The sequence below is a fragment of the Pseudomonas sp. SORGH_AS_0199 genome, assembly GCF_031453735.1.
GTDB classification, from domain to species: domain Bacteria; phylum Pseudomonadota; class Gammaproteobacteria; order Pseudomonadales; family Pseudomonadaceae; genus Chryseomonas; species Chryseomonas aestiva.
The window spans coordinates 3,281,133-3,300,833 of the sequence record NZ_JAVJAE010000001.1; the positions used below are offsets into that span (position 1 = coordinate 3,281,133).

Annotated in this window: 15 protein-coding genes; 7 read left to right on the forward strand and 8 right to left on the reverse strand. The window is 68.0% G+C overall.

Annotated elements, in window-relative coordinates:
• The 4 genes from QE444_RS15465 to QE444_RS15480 are packed head-to-tail and all read left to right on the forward strand — an operon-like array spanning nt 1 to nt 3,215.
• Entirely contained in the window at nt 1-1,020 is a 1,020-nt protein-coding gene (locus QE444_RS15465) for an alpha-ketoacid dehydrogenase subunit beta (RefSeq protein ID WP_059229698.1), read from the forward strand.
• Nucleotides 1,017-2,138: an acetoin dehydrogenase dihydrolipoyllysine-residue acetyltransferase subunit gene (locus tag QE444_RS15470; protein WP_285388246.1), complete on the forward strand. Its 1,122-nt coding sequence runs from the start codon at nt 1,017-1,019 to the stop codon at nt 2,136-2,138. Before QE444_RS15465 ends, QE444_RS15470 begins: the two co-directional genes overlap by 4 nt.
• A 12-nt stretch (nt 2,139-2,150) precedes the next feature.
• Nucleotides 2,151-3,071 (forward strand): zinc-binding dehydrogenase, encoded by a 921-nt coding sequence (locus QE444_RS15475; RefSeq protein WP_309739602.1) that lies wholly within the window; start codon nt 2,151-2,153, stop codon nt 3,069-3,071.
• Nucleotides 3,072-3,215: a hypothetical protein gene (locus QE444_RS15480; RefSeq protein WP_309739604.1), complete on the forward strand. Its 144-nt coding sequence runs from the start codon at nt 3,072-3,074 to the stop codon at nt 3,213-3,215.
• Between the two features lie 46 nt (nt 3,216-3,261).
• Here the strand turns inward: QE444_RS15480 and QE444_RS15485 are convergent, their stop codons facing one another.
• From QE444_RS15485 to QE444_RS15495, 3 genes are all read right to left on the reverse strand, one after another.
• A complete protein-coding gene (locus QE444_RS15485) occupies nt 3,262-3,840 on the reverse strand; it encodes a glutathione S-transferase N-terminal domain-containing protein (RefSeq protein WP_309739606.1) in 579 nt (192 codons plus the stop codon).
• Nucleotides 3,841-3,904: 64 nt separating this feature from the next.
• On the reverse strand, nt 3,905-4,876 hold the full coding sequence (locus QE444_RS15490; RefSeq protein ID WP_309739608.1) for a class I SAM-dependent methyltransferase: 972 nt from the start codon (nt 4,874-4,876) through the stop codon (nt 3,905-3,907).
• Nucleotides 4,877-4,937: 61 nt separating this feature from the next.
• Nucleotides 4,938-6,410 carry an iron-containing redox enzyme family protein gene (locus tag QE444_RS15495; protein WP_309739611.1) on the reverse strand — a complete coding sequence of 491 codons (1,473 nt, stop codon included), beginning with the start codon at nt 6,408-6,410 and terminating at the stop codon, nt 4,938-4,940.
• 268 nt (nt 6,411-6,678) lie between these two features.
• Between QE444_RS15495 and QE444_RS15500 the strand changes: the two genes are divergently transcribed.
• On the forward strand, nt 6,679-7,599 hold the full coding sequence (locus tag QE444_RS15500) for a GGDEF domain-containing protein (protein WP_309739614.1): 921 nt from the start codon (nt 6,679-6,681) through the stop codon (nt 7,597-7,599).
• Here QE444_RS15500 and QE444_RS15505 read toward each other — a convergent pair.
• Both QE444_RS15505 and QE444_RS15510 read right to left on the reverse strand, forming a co-directional pair.
• Complete coding sequence (locus QE444_RS15505) at nt 7,596-7,904, reverse strand: hypothetical protein (protein WP_309739616.1); 309 nt, start codon at nt 7,902-7,904, stop codon at nt 7,596-7,598. The genes QE444_RS15500 and QE444_RS15505 overlap by 4 nt on opposite strands.
• A gap of 144 nt (nt 7,905-8,048) precedes the next feature.
• Nucleotides 8,049-9,668, reverse strand: a complete 1,620-nt coding sequence (locus QE444_RS15510) for a methyl-accepting chemotaxis protein (protein ID WP_187979453.1) — start codon at nt 9,666-9,668, stop codon at nt 8,049-8,051.
• A 225-nt stretch (nt 9,669-9,893) separates the two neighbouring features.
• Between QE444_RS15510 and QE444_RS15515 the strand changes: the two genes are divergently transcribed.
• On the forward strand, nt 9,894-12,980 hold the full coding sequence (locus tag QE444_RS15515; RefSeq protein ID WP_309739620.1) for an ATP-binding protein: 3,087 nt from the start codon (nt 9,894-9,896) through the stop codon (nt 12,978-12,980).
• Here the strand turns inward: QE444_RS15515 and QE444_RS15520 are convergent.
• Nucleotides 12,977-14,293, reverse strand: a complete 1,317-nt coding sequence (locus QE444_RS15520) for an APC family permease (protein WP_405046431.1) — start codon at nt 14,291-14,293, stop codon at nt 12,977-12,979. The genes QE444_RS15515 and QE444_RS15520 overlap by 4 nt on opposite strands.
• A gap of 394 nt (nt 14,294-14,687) precedes the next feature.
• Here QE444_RS15520 and QE444_RS15525 point away from each other — a divergent pair, with 394 nt between their 5' ends.
• On the forward strand, nt 14,688-17,609 hold the full coding sequence (locus tag QE444_RS15525) for a PAS domain-containing protein (RefSeq protein ID WP_309739623.1): 2,922 nt from the start codon (nt 14,688-14,690) through the stop codon (nt 17,607-17,609).
• 9 nt (nt 17,610-17,618) lie between these two features.
• On the opposite strand, the gene QE444_RS15530 is transcribed toward QE444_RS15525, so the two are convergent.
• Both QE444_RS15530 and QE444_RS15535 read right to left on the reverse strand, forming a co-directional pair.
• On the reverse strand, nt 17,619-18,533 hold the full coding sequence (locus QE444_RS15530; RefSeq protein ID WP_187981364.1) for a transporter: 915 nt from the start codon (nt 18,531-18,533) through the stop codon (nt 17,619-17,621).
• A 106-nt stretch (nt 18,534-18,639) separates the two neighbouring features.
• Nucleotides 18,640-19,632: a helix-turn-helix transcriptional regulator gene (locus QE444_RS15535; protein WP_309739629.1), complete on the reverse strand. Its 993-nt coding sequence runs from the start codon at nt 19,630-19,632 to the stop codon at nt 18,640-18,642.
• Nucleotides 19,633-19,701 lie beyond the last annotated feature (69 nt).

Here is a 19,701-nt window from a genome sequence, read left to right on the forward strand (position 1 = left end):
ATGGCCAGAAAGATCAGCTACCAGCAAGCCATCAACGAAGCCCTGGAACAGGAGATGCGCCGCGACCCCACCGTCTTCCTCATGGGCGAAGACAACGCCGGCGGTGCGGGCGCGCCTGGCGAGCAGGACGCCTGGGGCGGCGTGCTCGGGGTCACCAAGGGCCTCTACCACAAATTTCCCGGGCGGGTGCTGGACACCCCGCTGTCGGAGCTCGGCTACGTCGGCGCGGCGGTGGGCGCCGCCGCCCGCGGCACCCGGCCGGTATGCGAACTGATGTTCGTCGACTTCGCCGGCTGCTGCCTGGACCAGATCCTCAATCAGGCGGCCAAATTCCGCTACATGTTCGGCGGCAAGGCGGTCACCCCGCTGGTGCTGCGGACCATGGTCGGCGCGGGCCTCCGCGCCGCCGCCCAGCATTCGCAGATGCTCACTTCCTGGTGGACCCATATCCCCGGCCTCAAGGTGGTCTGCCCGGCCACCCCCTATGATGCCAAGGGCCTGCTGATCCAGGCCATCCGCGACAATGACCCGGTGATCTTCTGCGAGCACAAGCTGCTCTACGGGATGCAGGGCGAGGTGCCAGAGGAGTCCTACGCCATCCCCTTCGGCGAGGCCAGCTTCCTGCGTGAGGGCGACGACGTCAGCCTCATCACCTACGGCCGCATGGTGCACCTGGCCATGGAGGCCGCCAGCAACCTGGCGCGCCAGGGCGTCTCCTGCGAGGTGCTGGACCTGCGCACCACCAGCCCGCTGGATCGCGACAGCATCCTGGAAAGCGTCGAGAAGACCGGCCGCGCGGTGGTCATCGACGAGGCCAATCCGCGCTGCTCGGTGGCCACCGACATCGCCGCCCTGCTTGCCGAGCACGCCTTCGACGACCTGCGCGCCCCGGTACAGCTGGTCACGGCGCCGCACACCCCGGTGCCCTTCTCCGATGCGCTGGAAGACCTCTATATCCCCGACGCGGCCAAGATCGAGCGCGCCGTACTGAAGATCACCCAAGGGAGGCAGGCCGCATGAGCCAGATCCATACCCTGACCATGCCCAAGTGGGGCCTGTCCATGAGCGAAGGTCGGGTCAACGCCTGGCTCAAGACCGAAGGCGACAGCATCACCAAGGGCGACGAGGTGCTCGATGTCGAGACCGACAAGATCAGCAGCAGCGTCGAGGCGCCCTTCTCCGGCACCCTGCGCCGCTGCCTGGCCCGCGAGGACGAGACCCTTGCGGTAGGCGCCCTGCTGGCCATCGTGGTGGAAGGCGAGGCCAGCGACGAAGAGATCGAGGCGGTGATCGCGCGCTTCCAGGAGGAGTTCGTGCCTGGTGGCGAAGACGCCGCCGATGCCGGTCCCCAGGCCCAGCGCATCGAACTCGACGGCCGGCCGCTGCGCTATCTGGAGCGCGGTGCAGGCGGCCTGCCGCTGGTGCTGATCCACGGCTTTTCCGGCGATCTGGACAACTGGCTGTTCAACCACGAGGCGCTGGCCGCCGGGAGCCGGGTGATCGCCCTGGACCTGCCGGGTCACGGCCAGTCCGGCAAGACGCTCGCCACGGCGGATCTCGCCGAGCTGGGCGCCGCCGTGCTGGCTCTGCTCGACCATCTGGACATCCCCCGCGCCGTGCTCGTCGGCCACTCCATGGGTGGCGCCGTGGCCCTGCAACTGGCGCAGACGGCGCCGCAGCGGGTCGCCGGCCTGGTCCTGATCGGCAGTGCGGGACTGGGCCGGGACATCAATGGCGCCTACCTGGAAGGCTTCGTCGCCGCCACCAGCCGCAACCAGCTCAAGGGACCGGTCAGCCTGCTGTTCAGCGATCCCGGGCTGGTCACCCGGCCACTGCTGGAAGACCTGCTCAAGTACAAGCGCCTGGAAGGCGTGGACCAGGCTCTGAAGCGACTGGCCGGCACGCTCTTCCCCAATGGCCAGCAGGCCCAGGTGCTGCGCCAGGCACTCGACGGCGATCTGCCCGCCCTGGTGATCTGGGGCAAGGCCGACGCCATCATTCCGGTCCAGCATGCCGAAGGCCTGCCCGGAACCGTCCAGGTCGAGATCCTGGAAGGCCAGGGCCATATGGTGCAGATGGAGGCCGCGGACCGGGTCAATGTCCTGATCCAGGCCTTCCTGCCCCGCTGCGAACGCTAGAGGAGCCTCACGATGAAAGCAGCCCGTTTCCATGCCGCCCGCGACATCCGGGTGGAAGACGTCCCAGCCCCCGGCGAGCCGGGTCCTACCCAGGTCCTGGTGAAAAACCAGTTCTGCGGCATCTGCGGTACCGACCTGCACGAGTACCTTGGCGGTCCCATCTTCATTCCTACCGCGCCGCACAGCTACACCGGCGGTAAGGTGCCGCAGATCCTCGGCCACGAGTATTCCGGCGTGGTGGAGGCCGTGGGCAGCGAGGTGACGTCGGTGAAACCCGGTGACCGGGTCTCCATCCAGCCCATGGTCTCGCCACGGGACGACTACTATGGCCGCCGCGGCCAGTACCAGCTCAGCGAACAGCTGGCCATCATCGGCCTGTCCCATCCCTGGGGCGGGATGGCCGAGTACTCCCTGGTGGAGGACTACAACGCCATCCCCATGCCGGACGATCTCAGCACCGAGCACGCGGCGCTGATCGAACCCACGGCGGTGACCGTCTATGCCACTCACCGGGGCGGCGTGAAGCCCGGCGACAGCGTGCTGGTGGCCGGTGCCGGGCCCATCGGCCAGCTGCAGGTCATGGCTGCCCGCGCGGCGGGTGCCACGCGGATCTTCCTGGTGGACCTCAACGACAACCGCCTGGAGATGGCCCACCGCCTGGTGGAGGGGCTCATCACCCTGAATCCCGGCAGCACCGATGTGCTGCGCGAGGTGCGTGCCCGCACCGCCGGGGGCGTGGGGGTGGATGTGGCCTTCGAATGCGTGGGCGCCGAGGCACCGCTGGGGCTGTGCCTGGAGGCGGTCCGCCGCCAGGGCGTGGTGGTCCAGGTGGGGATGCAGGGCAAGCCCCCGGCGCTGGATGGCTTCACCCTGACCTACAAGGACGTCGACCTGCGCGGCTCCTGGTGCTACTCGACCCTGATGTGGCCTTAGATGGCGGCCCTGATCGCCAGCGGCCAACTGCCGGCCGAGAAAGTCGTGACCCGCCACATCGCGCTGGACGACGTGGTGGAACAGGGCTTCGAAGCCTTGCTGGACAAGGCCGGGACCCAGCTGAAGATCCTGATCGAGCTCTAGGGCTTGCCCACGCGGTTGGCGGGGGCCGCCGCGTGGGCTTTTTGCCTTACTGGAAGCTCGTCGCGGCAAAGCTGGGACGCGCCAGGAGCCGCTGGTGAAAGGCCACCAGCCGCAGGTGCGCGGACCCGTCGATTTCCGGCAGCCGAAAGCTCAGGTAGTCGAGCCCGACCGCTACCAGGTAGTGGCTGAAATCAAGGTCCTCTGCATCCAGGGTGGAAGACTGGTCCAGGCGCGTCAGCAGGCGCCCGATGGCCGCCAGCCGGCGAGCGCCCAGCACCGATTCATCCTGGGCCGCACCGCCCTGCTTGCGGGCGATCACCGTGCCGAAGGCGGCGTCGATCAGGCCCTGGCCCAGGCCGGCCAATTGCAGGCGTTCGGCCGCAAGCGGGTTGCCGCCGCCCAGCTGGTGCAAATGGATGCAGATCAGCAGAGTCTCGCCGAGGGTCACACCCTCATCGGTGATCAGCACCGGCACCTTGTTGGCCGGATTGGCGGCCAACAGCTGCGCGTCCTCGTTCCAGGGGTCGCTCCACACCAGCGCCAGTCGCTCGCCAAAGCCGGCTTCCAAAGCGGTGACGCGCGCGGCGCGGGCATAGGGCGAGGTCTGGTTCAGCAGCAGTTGCATGGCGGACTCCGGGACACGGGCGGGTAATAGCAGCGCCCGCCAGTGTAGCCGTTGGCGTACGCCTTCAGTGCGACCGGGTTACCGTAAGGACCACGGCGGCGATACGATCGGTATGGGCGTAGACCCCTGCCTCCAACTCTTCGCCGAAGACATCCGGATCCAGTTCGCGATAGCGCCAGGCCACGTCCTGGCCGTCCAGGCGGGTGCGGACTTCTTCCAGGAATGGATCACGGCCATCGACCATGGCGACGCCGGTATAGAGTAGCAGGGTGCCGCCTGGCGCCAGGCGCTGCAGCGCCGTGTCCAGGATGGCCAGGGACAGACCGGCCCCGAGGGGACCGCCACCATGGCGATAGGCACGCTCGCCGGGATCGACCAGATAGGGCGGATTGGACAGGATGAAATCGAAGTCGCCCGCCACATCGTTCAGCAGGTTGCTGTAGCACGCGCTGACATTCTCGGCCCCGGCCAGTTCGGCGTTGGTCCGGGTCAGGGCCAGGGCGCGCTCGTTGATGTCCACCGCCAGCACCTCGACATCGGGCCGCGCCAGGGCGACCAGGATAGCACCCGGACCGGCACCGCTGCCGATGTCCACGGCGCGGCGGATGTCACCGGTCTCGAAGCGCAGCTGGGCTTCCAGGGCATTGGCATAGCGATAGGTGTCGGGGCCAAAGAACACCGCATCGGCGTCCTCGGTGGGATAGGCGGAATGCACGAACAACTGGTCGCCCAGGCTCGACACCCGCACCCGGCTGCGCCAGCCACTCGGCACCGCGGTCAGCAGCTCGGCGGCCGCCAGTATGTCGACCAGAGAGCCGGGCAGCAGCTCGGGGGAAAACGGCCGGCTCCAGCCGAAGATGCCCTGCAGATCCCGCGCCCAGGCGTTGCCTGGCCGGGCATTGACCCGCGCGTGGGAGGCCGGGGTGGGCGTGATGAAGTGATAGTCCGCTGCGCGCAGCGTTTCGATCAGCAGTTTCAGGGCAGCGGCCGCGGCAGGGCTGGTCGCGGTGCGTTCGGGGTGTTCCATGGCCGTCATGGATGGTTCCTTCAATGACAGTCGAAAGGAAAAAGGACCCTCGCGGGTCCTTGAACAGGGGTCAGCCCAACAGGGAGACGAACAGCCGCGTCGCCAGCAGGCCGGCACGGCTGTGATGGCGCGCCGGTGACAGTTGCTCTACCAGCAGCGCCATGGCGGCCGCACGACTGGGCTGGCTCGCCAGCCGCTGCTCCAGCGCGACCTCATCGCGATCGAAGTCGCTCGCCTGGGCCTTGCTGGCATTGGCCGCCGTGCCCTGCTCGGCTTCCAGCGCCGGACACAGGCGCTCCTGCTGACGCTGGCGCGCGCGAAAGCTCACCTCGCGCCGCGGCAACACCGCCACCCGCTCGGCGGCAGCCGGGTTCCGGGCCCCGCTGTGCACGAAGTCACCGGCGATCCAGTCGTGGATCAGTTGCTGCTCGTAGGCGGTGAAGACGCCAAACATCTCGGCACGCTCGCCCTGGATCAGCCGCCAGAAGCGGCTGTTGACCGGGTTCTCGTGACGCTTGATCCAGCCCTGCTCCTGCATCACCTTGAGGAAGTCGGGAATCTGCGACGGATCGCATAGCCAGTCGCTGACGCTGCGGCCACCGATGCGGCAATAATCGGAGTGCACATAGCGGCCGACCGTGCTCTTCTCCGCCAGCACCTCGATCACCGCCTGCTCCAGATCGAAGCTGCCAATCACTGACGTGGTGCCGGCGCCCAGCTCATTGAGCAAATAGCCCTGCACCACGCGCTGGTAGAAGGCAGCGCGGCCCTCGGCCGGCATGGCGTCGTGCACCGCCTGCAGCGCCTTGCGCGCATGACCGGTGCCGGCATTGTCGACCGTTACATGCAGCGTGAAGTAATAGGGGTCGATACCCAGTTCGTTGAGCTCGTAAGAGGTGATCAACAGGTGCAACGGCAACTGCTCGTAACCCAGATTGAAGCCGAGCACCTCGGGCAGGTAGTGATCGGCGTTATGGGCCAGGGCCAGCTGAATCGCGCCCTGTACATAGTGCTCGTCGCTCAGCTGCGAGAAATCTTCGCAGCCGTGACTGGCCAGCAGCTTGCGATAGAGCACCACATGGTTCTTGTCCGGCTGGCCGTCGCCCAGTTCTTCCAGATAGATCTGGATGGCCGCCCGATAGCGCAGGTCGTCCCAGTGGGCGAGCGTGCCATAGAGCCAGGCGCCATCCACCAGCTTGGTGGGTGCCACGCCACGCAGGAAGTACAGCGCATGGGCCTTGCTGCCGAAGTAGCGGCGCGGCGCACCAGCCTTGCGGGCCGCCAGGTAGTCCTGGTACCGGGCGCCGACCCGGGCGTTGTTCTCCAGCACCCAGGCTTCCAGGCCCTCGGGGTCTTCCGGCAGGTCGGCGGTCATGCCAGATACCGCCTGCAGTTGGTCGTCGAGAAAGCGTCGAGCCCTCTCCTGCGCCCTGACGCCCGGGTGCTCCACCAGCAATTCCTGATAGAGCGATCGGGCCGGTTGCAGGTTGAGCGGATTCGAGGCGGCGTACTGGCCGGTAACGGCTCTTGTCGTGGTCTGCATGAAGGGCACATCTGGCAGCTGATGAATACCTCGTTCGGCCTGCGGAAAAGGCCTTGGTTCCTGGCCGAGCCCGCGCCGGAACGGTGCCGCTCCGCTTGCGGCCGTCAAAGGCAGTGCCTGGCGACCACTGCCATTCGTCGGCAGGAGCTCCGCGCCACTGCGCCTGCTGCCGGTCCGCACCAGGCGACGGGTGACCTGATGAAGGGCCTCATTTTCCAGGCTGGCGGGCCGATAGCCTGAAAACCCACGCGACTGCCAGGCCCTGCCCATGTCTCCTGCCGATTCCGATGTCGATCTGCGCGCCCTCCTCGATTCGATCCAGGAATTCATCATCGCCAAGGATGGCCGCGGGCGCTGGTTGTTCGTCAATCGCATCGTGCTCGAGGCCTACGCCATGCTCGGCTTCGACTACGTGGGCATCACCGATGCCGAATTGATCGAGCTGTTTCCGGATCATGCCCAGGCCTTCGCCTACAACATCGAGACCGACGAGCGCGCCTGGCGCAACGGTGTGGCCACGCAGATCGAGAAGTCCTTCATGGGGCCGGATGGACGCATCAATACCTGGGAAGTGATCAAGACGCCTCACTTCGATGCACAGGGCGGACGCCAGCTGCTGACCATCGTCAGTCGCAATGTCACCGAGCGCAAACTGGCGGAGACCGCCCTGCAGGACAGCGAAAGACGCTTCAAGTCCCTGGCCTACCTGGATGCCCTGACCGGCATCCCCAATCGACGCAGCATCCTCGACCAGATCGTCGGTCACCTGGCGGTCGCCTCCCCCCAGGCGGATTGCGCCCTGTTCTACCTCGACCTGGACAGGTTCAAGGCGATCAACGACGAATTCGGCCATGAGGTGGGAGATCGGCTGCTGGTGGCCTTCGTCACCCGGGTCAGCGCCTGCCTGCGCCCGGACGATCTGCTCGGGCGGATCGGCGGAGACGAATTCATCGTCTTCCTGCGTGACACCCCCGCCACCACCGCCCTGGCCCTGGCCGAGCGCCTCTGCCTGGCCCTGCAGGAGCCCTGGACGCTGCAGGACATCCGCCTGGCGACCACCTCCTCCATCGGCATCGCCCACGGCACCGCCGGCAGCCTCAACGTCCACGAACTGATCCGCCGCGCCGATGGCGCCCTGTACCAGGCCAAGCGCGCCGGGCGGGCCCGGGTGGTGCTGGCGGACGGCTAGAGCCGCTCCGTCGACTGGGCGCGGATCATGATCTCGCGCTGGCGAAAGGCCTTTTCCAGACGGTGCCGATAGCCTTCCCACCAGGCTCGATCCAGGGCCTCGGTCATGACCTCGTAGACCAGCAGCTCGTCGTCCTCGACGCGCTGCGCCTCGTCCTGGCACAGGCCCTCCACCGGGGCCCGGCTGAAGGCGGTCAGCCCGCCGAAGCGCGCGACCAGTTCCTCGCGCACCTCCTGGAACAGCGCCCCGGACAGGCGCTGGCCGTCATTGTCGTTCAGGGGTAGCAGCAACTGGACGAGGTACATGGCCATCTCTCCTGGAGTAGTGGGCTGCAGACTCCCTGGGCCCCCGGGCGGGTTCCCGTCCATTGATCCCCTGCCCGCACGCCAGAAATGCAAAGGCCCTGCCGAGGAGCGCTCGGCAGGGCCTTTCACCACCGTTCAGTCGGATCAGACCGAGAACCGGCCGACCAGGCGATTCATGTCCACCGCCAGGCGCGAGACCTCATGGGCGGCGGCGGCGGTCTGGTGCGCCCCGGCCGAGGTCTGGATCGACAGGTCGCGGATGCTGACCAGATTCTGGTCCACCGACCGGGCGACCTGGGCCTGCTCTTCCGAGGCCGTGGCGATGAGGAAATTGCGCTCGTTGATCTCGGTGATGGAGCGGGCAATCTCCTCCAGGGCCGCGCCCGCTTCGTTGGCAATCTTCAGGGTGGCGGTAGCCTCGTCGCGGCTGCGTTGCATGGCCTGGACAGCGCCTTCCGAACCACTCTGGATGCCGCCGATCATCTGCTCGATCTCGCGGGTGGATTCCTGCGTTCTGTGGGCCAGGGCCCGCACCTCGTCGGCGACCACGGCGAAGCCACGGCCCTGTTCGCCAGCCCGGGCGGCCTCGATGGCGGCGTTCAGCGCCAGCAGGTTGGTCTGCTCAGCGATGCCGCGGATCACGTCGACCACGGTGGCGATGCCTTGCGCCTGCCCGGCCAGGGCGACGATCTGCTCGCTGGTATGGGACACGGTGCCGGTCAGCGACTGGATGGCGTTGACGGTCTCGGTGACGCGAGCCGCGCCCAGACCGGTCGAGCGCTCCGACTGTTGCGCGGACGTCGAGGCCGAGGCGGCGTTGCGCGCCACCTCCTCGACGGCGGCGGTCATCTCGTTGACCGCGGTAGCCGCCTGCTCCACTTCGCTGTTCTGCCGTTGCAGCCCACGGCTGCCCTCTTCGGTCACGGCGTTCATCTCTTCGGCGGCGGACGCCAGCTGCGTCGAGGCTTCGCCGATGTGGCTGACGGTATCGCGCAGGGTCTGCTGCATCTGCACCGTGGCGCGCATCAGGTCGGCCATTTCGTCGCGGCCCTCTGCCACGGCCGCGACCCGCAGATCACCCTCGGCAATGCGGCGGTTGACGGCCAGCACCTGGCGCAGCGGCTGCAGGATGCTGCGGGTATAGAGCGTGGCCAGCACCACGGTGAGCACCACGGCCACGGCGGAGATGATCCCGAGCAGCCAGAGGTTATGGCTGTAGGTCTGGGTCGCCAGTTCGCCGGCCTGCTTGGCGCCGCGCTGGTTGAAGTCCGCCAGGGCCACGATCTTCTCTTGCAGATCGTTGGTCAGCGGCCGGATGTTGGCATTGACGTAGGCGGTCCCTTCGCTGGCCGGACGGGTCCGGGCGAGGGTGACGATCTCGTCGAGGCGGGCATCGTAGAGCTTGGCGCCGGCGGACACGGCATCGGCCAACCGCTGCTCCTCAGGCGAAGCCACCAGGGCCTGGTAGGCCGCCACCTCCTGCTGCAGATGGCCGCGCGCCTGGGCGATGGTCGCCGCGGCGGTCTGCTTCATCTGCTCGTCTTCAGAGGCCACCATGCGCAGGGTTTCCAGACGCAGCCTGAGAACGAGGGAGTCTATCTTCGCCGTCTGGGCGATGCTGGCCATCCAGTTGGTCTCGACATCCTGCTCAGCTTTGTACAGCGCGTTGAGGCCCACGGCCGAGGTGACCGCCAGCACCAGCAGCAACAGGGTAACGGCGGCAAAGCACACGGCCGAGCGGGCCGACAATTTCAGGGTACGCATGGCGCGACTCCAGTCAGGAAAGGCATGTTCACCCCTTCTGTTCGGCGCTACCGTCACTGGCTGAATAGCCACCCATCGGCGATCGACGGCGCACCCGCCAGGAGCTGCAGGCTAGAGCCGACGCGGGCTCCAGGAGGATGCAGCCAGCTGACGAGCAGCCGCCGCCCTGGCCAATTGCCATGCGCAGTCGGGCTAGAATGAGCCTTTTCCTCAATCGAAATCCCCATGCCGCCGACGAAGCTTCGCCCTGCGCGTCTGGTCCCCTTGCGCAATCGCCTGCTGGCCATCGCCTTCGCCGGAATCGTGCCCCTGGCGCTGGTGGCCGGCCTGGGGCTCTGGCTGCTCGTCCAACACCAGCAGCACGAAGCCGAACAGCGAGCCCTGGAGTCCAGCCGCCAGGCGGCCACCACCATCGAAAGCGAATTGCGCCGCTCGGTGACCATTCTCCAGGCATTGGCCGAGTCGCCCCTGTTGCGGACGGGTGACCTGAGCGATTTCGACACCCTGGTCGGGCGCATCCTGCCGCTGGTGCCAGGCTGGCGAACGGTGCTGCTCGCCACGCCGGAGGGCGAGGTCGTCCGGCGGATATCGAGCGTCAATCGGCCCGCAGGCGGTCCTCTCGCCGAACCGGACAGCTTTGCCGAAGTGCTCGCCCAGCGCCGGCCGGTGATCGGGCAACTGGGCCGCGGCCCCGCCGGGCTGTTGGCCTTTCCGATCCGGGTCCCGGTGCTGCGCGAAGGTCGGCTGATTTTCGTGCTGACCGCGGTGATGACACCGGAGAGCATCCGCGCGGCGCGCATGGCCCGCGCCCTGCCCAAGGACTGGGTGGGCTCGGTATTCGATCGCCATGGCCTGCGCGTCGCCCGTACCAGCCTGCACGAGGAGAGCCTGGGCGAGCCGGCCCTGCCAGCTCTGGCCGAGATCCTGGCCCAGCCCGGCGAAGAAGGCGTCGGTACCGCCCGCACCCGGGAAGGTCACGAGGTCTATACGGCCTTCGTGCGCCTGCCCGATTCCGGCTGGACCGTAACCACGGCGATCCCCACCGAAGAGGTGGCCGCAGCTGCCAATCGCTCCTTCGCGCTCTATGGCGGTGGCCTGGTGCTGTCGGTGGTCTTTGCCTGGGCGATGGCCCTGCTGTTGTCGCGGCGAATCAGCCGGCCGGTGCAGGCGCTGCAGGCGGCCGCCCAGGCGCTGGGGCAGCGCCTGCCGCCGGTGCTGCCCGACAGCGACGTGCTGGAGATCCGCCAGGTGGGCGAAGCGCTGCTGACCGCGGCCGAAGCCCGCCGGCTGATCGAAGAGGAACGCGACGACTACCTGCGCAGCCTGCAACTGAGCCAGGAACAGCTGCAACTGCAGGTCGCCGACCTGGAGGTCCTGCAGCGGCTCAATCATCGTCTGCTGCAGTTGCCCTCGCTGCCACAGCAATTGCAGGAAATCCTCGCGGTCCTCTGTCGCTTCCACCAGACGTCCCTGGGCTGCGTCTCGCTACTGGAAGACAGCAAGCCGCCGCAGCTGTATTTCGCGGCCGGTTTCTCGGCGGAAGATCAGGCGCAGCTGGCCACCCTGCCGCTGGCGGAAAGCGCCTGTGCCGCCGCGCTGCGCAGCGATGCCCGGGTGGTGGTGCCGGCGCTGGCGGCCGCACCCGAGTTCGCCTCCCTGGCCGCCCTGGGCCAGCGCCTGGGCTTCGCCGCCCTGCATGCCGTGCCCCTGCGCAGTACCCTGCACGGCACGCTCGGCGCCATCACCGTCCACCTGTCGGAAGCCCGGGAACCCACGCCGCGCCAGCAGCGCCTGGCCGACCTGTGCGCCTCCAAGGCGGTGCTGGTGATCGACCGCGCCCGCATCCAGGAGGCCGCCCTGCGTTCGCAACGCCGGTTGCGGGTGGCCCTGGAAAGCTCCCAGGTCTCCTTCGGCATCGCCGTGCCCGCTGCCGCGGGTGCCTTCAACTGGGACTATCTCAACCCCATCGGCGCCACCACCCTGGACCTCGACGGCAGCGCTGCGAACGCCCGCCTGCCCTGGGCCAGTGCGCGGATCCTGCAGCTCTGTGCGGAGCACCAGGCCGGTGAGGCGGCCTGGTCCGTGGAAGTGCAAGGTGCCGATGCCAGCGGCGCCAGTTGCTGGCTGCAGATCAGCGCCACGCCCTTCGACGGCAACGTGGCGGTCTGGTTTCTCGACATCAGCGAGCGCAAGCGCCAGGAGCAACAGCTGCGCGACAACGACCGGCAAAAGGACGAATTCCTCGCCGTGCTGGCCCATGAGTTGCGCAATCCGCTGGCCCCCATTCGCCAGGCGGCGGCGCTGATCGCCGCGCCCCAGGCCTCGGCCGAACAGCAGCAGCGCAGTTGCCAGACCATCGAGCGACAGGTGGAACGCATGGGCGCCCTGCTCAACGATCTGCTGGACATCTCGCGCATCACCTTTGGCCGCATCACCCTGCACAACGCCGTCGTCACCCTGCAGACGGTACTCCAGGCCGCCGCCGAGGCGACCCTGGCGCCCATGCAGGAGAAGCGCCAGACCTTCGCGCTGCACTTGCCTGAGGCGCCCCTCTGGCTGCATGCCGATCCGCTGCGCCTGGAGCAGATCTTCATCAATCTGCTGGGCAACGCCGCCCGTTACACCCCGGCAGGAGGCCGGATCACCCTCGCCGTGCAGGCGAGCGAGACCGAGGTGCGGGTAGACATCGCCGACAACGGCATCGGCATCGCCCCCGAGCGCCTGGCGGACCTGTTCCAGATGTTCGGCCAGCTCGATCCGCGCCTTACCGAGCGCTCGCCCGGGCTGGGCATCGGCCTGGCCCTTTCCCGCGAACTGGCGCGGTTGCAGGGTGGCGACATCACCGTGACCAGCGCCGGCCTGGGTCAGGGCAGCCGCTTCACCGTGAGCCTGCCGCTGACGGTGGCGCCACCCACCAGCGCGCTGGAGACCGTGGCCGCCGCCTCGGCAGCGCCCGCCACTCGCCGGATCCTGGTCGCCGACGACAACCCCGACATCGCCGACACCATCGCCGAACTCCTCGAGCTGGATGGCCACGAAGTGCGGGTCGCCTACGATGGCCAGCAAGCCCTGACGCTGTTCCAGAGCTATGGCCCCGAGATCGTCATCTCCGACATCGGCATGCCCGGCCTGACCGGTCACCAGCTGGCCCGGGCGATCCGCGCCACCCCGGACGGCCAGGCGGTCAGGCTGATCGCGATGACCGGCTGGGGCCAGCCCCAGGACCAGGCCGAGGCCCTGGCGGCCGGCTTCGATCATCACCTGACCAAGCCAGCCGACATGCGGACCCTCTACGCCCTGGTGGGCGCCTAGGCGTTGACCCGGTGCGAACCGGCCAGCCGCGTCAGCCCATAGAGCGCCACGCCCACCAGCAGCATCAGCCCGGCGCGCCACCAGGTCGCGGCGCCCTGCTGGGCCAGCAGTAGCGCACAGGAGCCTAGGGCCAGTACCGGAAAGAGCCAGTGGACGCGGAAATGCGCATGCTCGACCCGGTCGCGCTTGAGCACCAGCACCGCCAGGTTGGTGCTGATGAACACCACCAGGAGCAGTAGCACCACGGTTTCGGCCAGCACATCCAGGGTACTGGTATAGGTCAGGGCGATGGCCACCGCGGTGGTGGCGAGGATGGCGATCCCGGGGGTCTGTCGCCGTGGCAGCACCCGGCCGAGCACCGGCGGCAGCAGGCCCTGGCGGGCCATGCCATAGGCCAGGCGGCTGGCCATGATCATGGTCAGCAGTGCGCCGTTGGCCACGGCGATGAGGGCGATGACGGCGAACACCCGGGTCGGCACCCCCAGGCCCGAGGCACCGAGCACGTCCATCAGCGGTGCGCCCGACGCCTTGAGCTGGTCGACCGGCAGCACCAGGGCGGCGCCGGCGCCCACCAGCATGTAAACGATGCCGGCGATGACCAGGGCGCCAAACAGCGCTCGCGGATAGACGCGGCTGACGTCACGCACTTCCTCCGCCAGATTGGCCGAGGTCTCGAAGCCGACGAAGGAATAGAAGGCCAGCAGCGAGGCACCGAGGATGGCCACGGTGGCCGAGGGCGCGTCCACTTCCAGTAGCCGCGCCGGCTCGCCCTGTCCCTGGACGACGAACCAGGCCGCCGCCGCGACGACGATCACCAGGCCTGACAGCTCGATCAGGGTCATCACCAGATTGACCGACAGCGATTCCCTGATGCCCCGGGCATTGAGCAGGCCGATGAGCACCAGGAAGGCCAGGCAGACCCAACTGGCGGGCCAGGGCACCAGTGCCTGCAGATAGCCACCGGCAAAGGCCACCGCCAACCCTGCCGCACTGGTAACCCCGGCGGCCAGCATCGAGAAGCCCACCAGGAAGGACAGCCAGGGCTGCCCGAAGGCTCTCTCGGCGAACACCGCCGCGCCCCCCGCCCTGGGGTACTTGGTGACCAGCTCGGCATAGGACGCCGCGGTCAGGAGGGCGAACAGCAAGGCAACTAGCAAGGGCGCCCAGATGGCGCCGCCGACCCGGCCGGCGATGGTACCCGCCAAGGCATAGACCCCCGCACCCAGGACGTCGCCGAGGATGAAGAACAGCAGCATGGGCAGGGTGATGGCGCGTTTGAGCGTCGCGGTTGCAGGGGAGGATTCCATGGTCATGCTCGAAGTGCTCCTGCGCGGTCCGTTCGGGAAGGATTCTGGCGATCCCAAGGGCCGCCGCTTGCCTTCGTAGAGGTCGCCGACGGCAAGCGGGTTCCGAGGTGCCATCGCTCCTCCCCTGGCGCAAGGGGTCGTTTCCTCAGCGCCACCCAACAGCCGCGTGCCAGCCGCTGCCGCCGGCCGCCTCCCCTGCCCCGCTCTATCCCGGCGACCTCTACGCCCTGGCCGCTTCGCTTGGTCGCAGCCGCAATCCGGGCAGTAGCCGGGCCGTTCCTTCCGCCCAGCCTGCCGATCAGCGGCAAGGCCTATCCTGCGTCGCACGAGGCCGCCACACTCTGCCGCTTTCGTGGTCGAACGATGCTCAGACCGCTTTTTCCCGAGGATCTTCTGCAAGATGAGTGAGGCACCCCTGGCAACGCTGACGCGCGAGGAACTCGAAGCCGAAGTCCTGCGTTTGCGCGCCGCCCTGCGGTCCACCGAGGACCGCGCCGTGGCCCCGACCGGCGCCATCCGCCGGCCCAGCAAGGCACGCAGCCGCGCCGTGCTGGAGAGCACCACCCAGTTCGCCATCGTGGTCTGCGACTCCGAGGGGCTCATTACCGACTGGAATCCCGGTGCCGAGCAGGTCATGGGCTGGACCGCCCAGGAAATGATCGGCCAGGATGCCTCGCGTTTCTTCACCCCGGAGGACCGTGCCAACCGTCGTGCCGAGTACGAGATGGCCAAGGCCCTGCGCGACGGCAGCGCCATCGACGAGCGCTGGCACCTGCGCCAGGACGGGCAGCGCTTCTGGGCGTCCGGCGAGATGATGGCGCTGAACGATGACGACGACGAGCCCCTCGGCTTCGTCAAGATCCTGCGTGACCGCACCGAAGAACACCTGGCGGGCCTTGCGCTCAAGGAAACCCAGGAACGCTATCGCCTGGTCGCCGAAGCCACCAACGATGCCATCTGGGACTGGGACTTCGCCTCCGGGGCGGTGCTCTGGAACGAGGCGCTGCACACGGCCTATGGTCACACCCCCACCGCGGTCGAATCGACCAGCGACTGGTGGCTGGACCGGATCCACCCGGACGATCGCACCCGTATCGCGGCCTCCATCCACGCGGTGATCGACGGCGACGGCCTGGTCTGGACCGATGAATACCGCTTCCAGCGCGCTGATGGCTCCTACGCGCTGGTGTTCGACCGCGGTCGGGTGATCCGCGACAGCTACGGTCGCCCGCTGCGGATGATCGGCGCCCTGCTGGACATGAGCCAGCTGCAGACGGCCGAGACCGCCCTGCGCAAGAGCGAAGAACGCTTCCGCGCCATCATCGAGACCATCGGTTCGGCCTTCGCCATCGTCCAGGTCAAGTTCGACGCCGACGACAAGCCCATCGACTACCGCTTCCTGGAAGCCAACCCGGCCTTCGAACGCCAGGCCGGGGTCAACCTGCGTGGCAAGTGGGTGACCGAATTCGCCCCCAACCTGGAACAGTTCTGGTTCGATACCTACGGCCACGTGGCCAAGACCGGCGAGCCGGCGACCTTCGAAAACTACGCCAACACCTTCGAACGCTGGTTCGATGTCCGCGCCGTACGGGTGGGCGATCCCGACGAGCGCCAGATCGCCATCCTCTTCAGCGACGTGACCGAGCGGCGCAACGCCGAGGAACGGCTGCGCATCAGCGAGGCCCTGGCGCGGGAAAACATCGAGCGGGTACAGCTGGCGTTGTCCGCCGGCGCCATCATCGGCACCTGGCACTGGGACCTGCCCACCGACCGCTTTACCGTGGACGAAGCCTTCGCCACGGTCTTCGGTCTCGATCCGCGCCTGGGTCGCGAAGGTCTGAGCCTGGCCCAGGTGGTGACCAACGTCCATCCCGACGACAAGGGCGGTCTCGCCCACGCCATCGACGGGGTAATCGCCCAGAGCGGTCCCTTCGCCCACCAGTACCGGGTACGGCGCGCCGACGGCAACTACTACTGGATCGAGGCCAATGGCCGGGTCGATCACGCTGCCGACGGCACCCCGCTGCGTTTTCCCGGGGTGCTCATCGACGTCGAGGAGCGGCGGGCGATCGAAGCCGAACGGGACAAGGCGCTGGCCGCCTTGCGTACCCTCAACGAGACCCTGGAAATCCGGGTGGCCGAACGCTCGGCCGAACTGATGCAGGCCGAGGAAAAGCTGCGTCAGTCGCAGAAGATGGAAGCGGTCGGCCAGCTCACCGGCGGTCTCGCCCACGATTTCAACAACCTGCTGGCGGGTATCTCCGGTGCCCTGGAACTGATGGAGACGCGCATCGCCCAGGGGCGGTTGCGCGAACTCGATCGCTATCTGATCGCCGCCCAGGGCGCGGCCAAGCGCGCCGCCGCCCTCACCCACCGGCTGCTGGCCTTTTCCCGGCGCCAGACCCTGGCGCCGCGGCCGGTGGACGTCAACCAGCTGATCGATGGCCTCACCGAACTCATCCAGCGCACCGTGGGTCCTGGCATCCAGGTGGAGACCGTCGGCGCCGCGGGCCTCTGGCCGGCCCTGGTGGACCCCAGCCAGCTGGAGAATTCACTGCTCAATCTGTGCATCAATGCCCGCGACGCCATGCCCGAGGGCGGTCGCATCACCATCGAGACCGCCAACCGCTGGATGGATCGCGAGAGCGCCCGCGCCCAGGATCTACCGGAAGGTCAGTACCTGTCGCTGTGCGTGACGGATACCGGGGTGGGCATCGCGCCGGAGGTCGCGGCCCGGGTGTTCGAGCCCTTCTTCACCACCAAGCCCATCGGCCAGGGCACCGGTCTGGGCCTGTCGATGATCTATGGCTTCGCGCGCCAGTCCGGCGGCCAGGTACGGCTCTACTCCGAGATCAACCAGGGCACCACGCTGTGCATCTATCTGCCGCGCTACCTGGGCGAGGCGCCGACCGACGAAGGCCTGACCGCGCGCCGGGAGGTGGCCGGCAGCACCCAGGGCGAAACGGTGCTCATCGTCGACGACGAACCGACGGTGCGGATGCTGGTCGTGGATATCCTCGAAGACCTCGGTTATGCGGTGATCGAAGCGGCCGACAGCCTCACCGGCCTGAAGATCCTGCAATCGGACGTGTCGCTCGACCTGCTGATCACCGACGTCGGCCTGCCCGGCGGCATGAACGGTCGGCAGATGGCTGAAGCGGGGCGCCAGTCGCGTCCGGGCCTGAAGACGCTGTTCATCACCGGCTATGCCGAGAATGCCGCCATCGGCAACGGGCATCTGGACCCGGGCATGGAAATCCTCACCAAGCCCTTTGCCATGGACACCCTGGCGGCCCGGGTACGCGAGATGCTAGGCGTCTAGCATGCCGCCCTAGAAGCTGGCGCCGATTTTCAGCGCCACGGTATAGCCCTCGGCCCGGTTGCGCGTCTCGAATTCCTTGTAGGCGTGCAGCCAGATGGCCGGCAATCCCGAGGAGGGATCGAAGAAGCTGAGCGCCGGCCCCAGCGCCAGCGTCCGGGCACGGTTGCCGCGGGTCAGGCCGGGAGCGTCGTCGTCGCTGAGCTGGCGGTAGTAGTAGCCGCCCAGCCCCGCGGTCCAGGGGCCGAAATGCTGGCCGACGGCGAATTCGTGGCGATACTCCACCCCGCTGCGATAGTCGGTGGCCGCGTTGCGCGCATTGATGTCGACCTGGAAGCTGGACGACAGCTCCAGTCCGCTCGGGCTGATGTAGCTGGCGTTGAGGATCGGCGAGACCGTCCAGTGGTTGGTCCCGGGGCTGACCAGCCGATTCTTGTCGTAGTCGCCGGTCGGCGCCTGGATCGACAGCTGGGTGTTGATGCCGACGCCGGGCGCCGGCTCCCAGGCGAGGATCAGCGGAATCAGCTGCAGGTCGGCGGGACGGAATAGCTCGGCGCTGTCGCTGAACACCCGCTGCCCACCGGCGTTGATGCCGAGATCGGCGTCCATGCGAAAGAACACCGAGACCGCACCGAAGCCGTAGCGCGCACCGAACAGTTGCTGGTCGGTCATGCGCAGGTAGGCCAGGCCGATGGCCAGGACATTGATGTTGAAATCGTTGCCATCGTCCTTGCCATGGCTGTCCTTGATCACCCGTGCCTGGTAGTCGCTGAAGCGCATGCCGAAGGTGCCGACGGGCGTCGACGGCGGCATGAAGCCGGCGCCGAAGTCCTGCACCCCGGCCGCGGTGGTCGGCATGCCCTTTTCGGTGGCATGGGTGGTGGCGGCCAGTGCGGCGAGCGACAGGACGGCGGCGCGGGTCAGCATTCCGGGCAAAGACGGCATGGCGGGATTCCTCAGGGCATTCGAGCGGGCGAGCGAGGCCTCACCGGGTGCGTGAGCGCCCGGTCTTGGCATAGGGATCAGGGGAGGATCAGTCCGGCGCGGCGGCGACCTGTTGCGCGATCTGCGCCTTGCGGTTGACGCCGAGCTTCTCGTAGATGCGCCTCAGGTGATGGCGGACCGTGGCCGGCGCCATGCCCAGGTTGCGGGCGACTTCCTTGTAGGTCTGGCCGAGGGCGAAGCACTGGGCCACTTCCAGTTCACGGGCGCTGAGGCGCTCCGCCGAACTGCGCCGGCGCGCCTTGAGCAGCAGCAGATCGCCCAGCGGCTGGGCATCGAGCTGCAGGGTGCGGCCCTGGTAGGTGCTCTGGGGATCACAGGCGGGCGGCAGGCGATTGCCGTGCCAGCCCTCCCATTCCCCCGCCAGCAGGGCGGCGAAGCCGGGCTCCATGGACAGCAGCACGCCATAGCGATCGCACACCGCCAGGGCCGTTTCGTCGAAGCTGCCCTGGCTGTCTCTCAGGGTCGCCAGGGTGCGCAGGCAACTCTCGCGCTCGGCATGCAGCAGGTGGGGCATCAGCCATTCCACCAGCTGGCATTCCAGCGCGGTGAAAGGCGTGGCGGGATCTTCGCGGAACAGCGTGAGGTGCACGCCCAGGCGGGTCTGGTCGTCGGTGAGCACGATGCGCAGGCCATGGGCCAGGCCATACCGCTGCCCCAGGGCGGCCAGGGCCGGCGCGGCCGTCTGGTCCCGGCAGTCGAACAGCTGACAGCGGCCCTGCTCCTGATGCAGGTCGCCCAGGGCGCGGTCGTCGGCCTTGAGGGCATCCCATTCCCGGGTATAGCTGCGCGGCAGCCCCAGCAGGAAGGTGCTGTGCGCCACGGGGGCGCCGTCGCGCCAGGCGGAATTTCCCCACCAGGCCTTGTCGAAGGCGACCAGGCACTGCAGCTGCTCCAGGGCCTGGGCATGGAATTCGGTGATGGCCCCGCCACGCAGGCGGGCTTGCAGCGCCAGGACGACCTGGCTGAAGCGAGCGACCACCGTGCTGGGCACGCTGCAGGAAACGACGGCTGACTGATCCATGCTACCCCCATTGTTTTGATTGTCTTTGGGTAGGATGCCGGCCCCCTGACGGGGCCTGGCTTGGGTCCG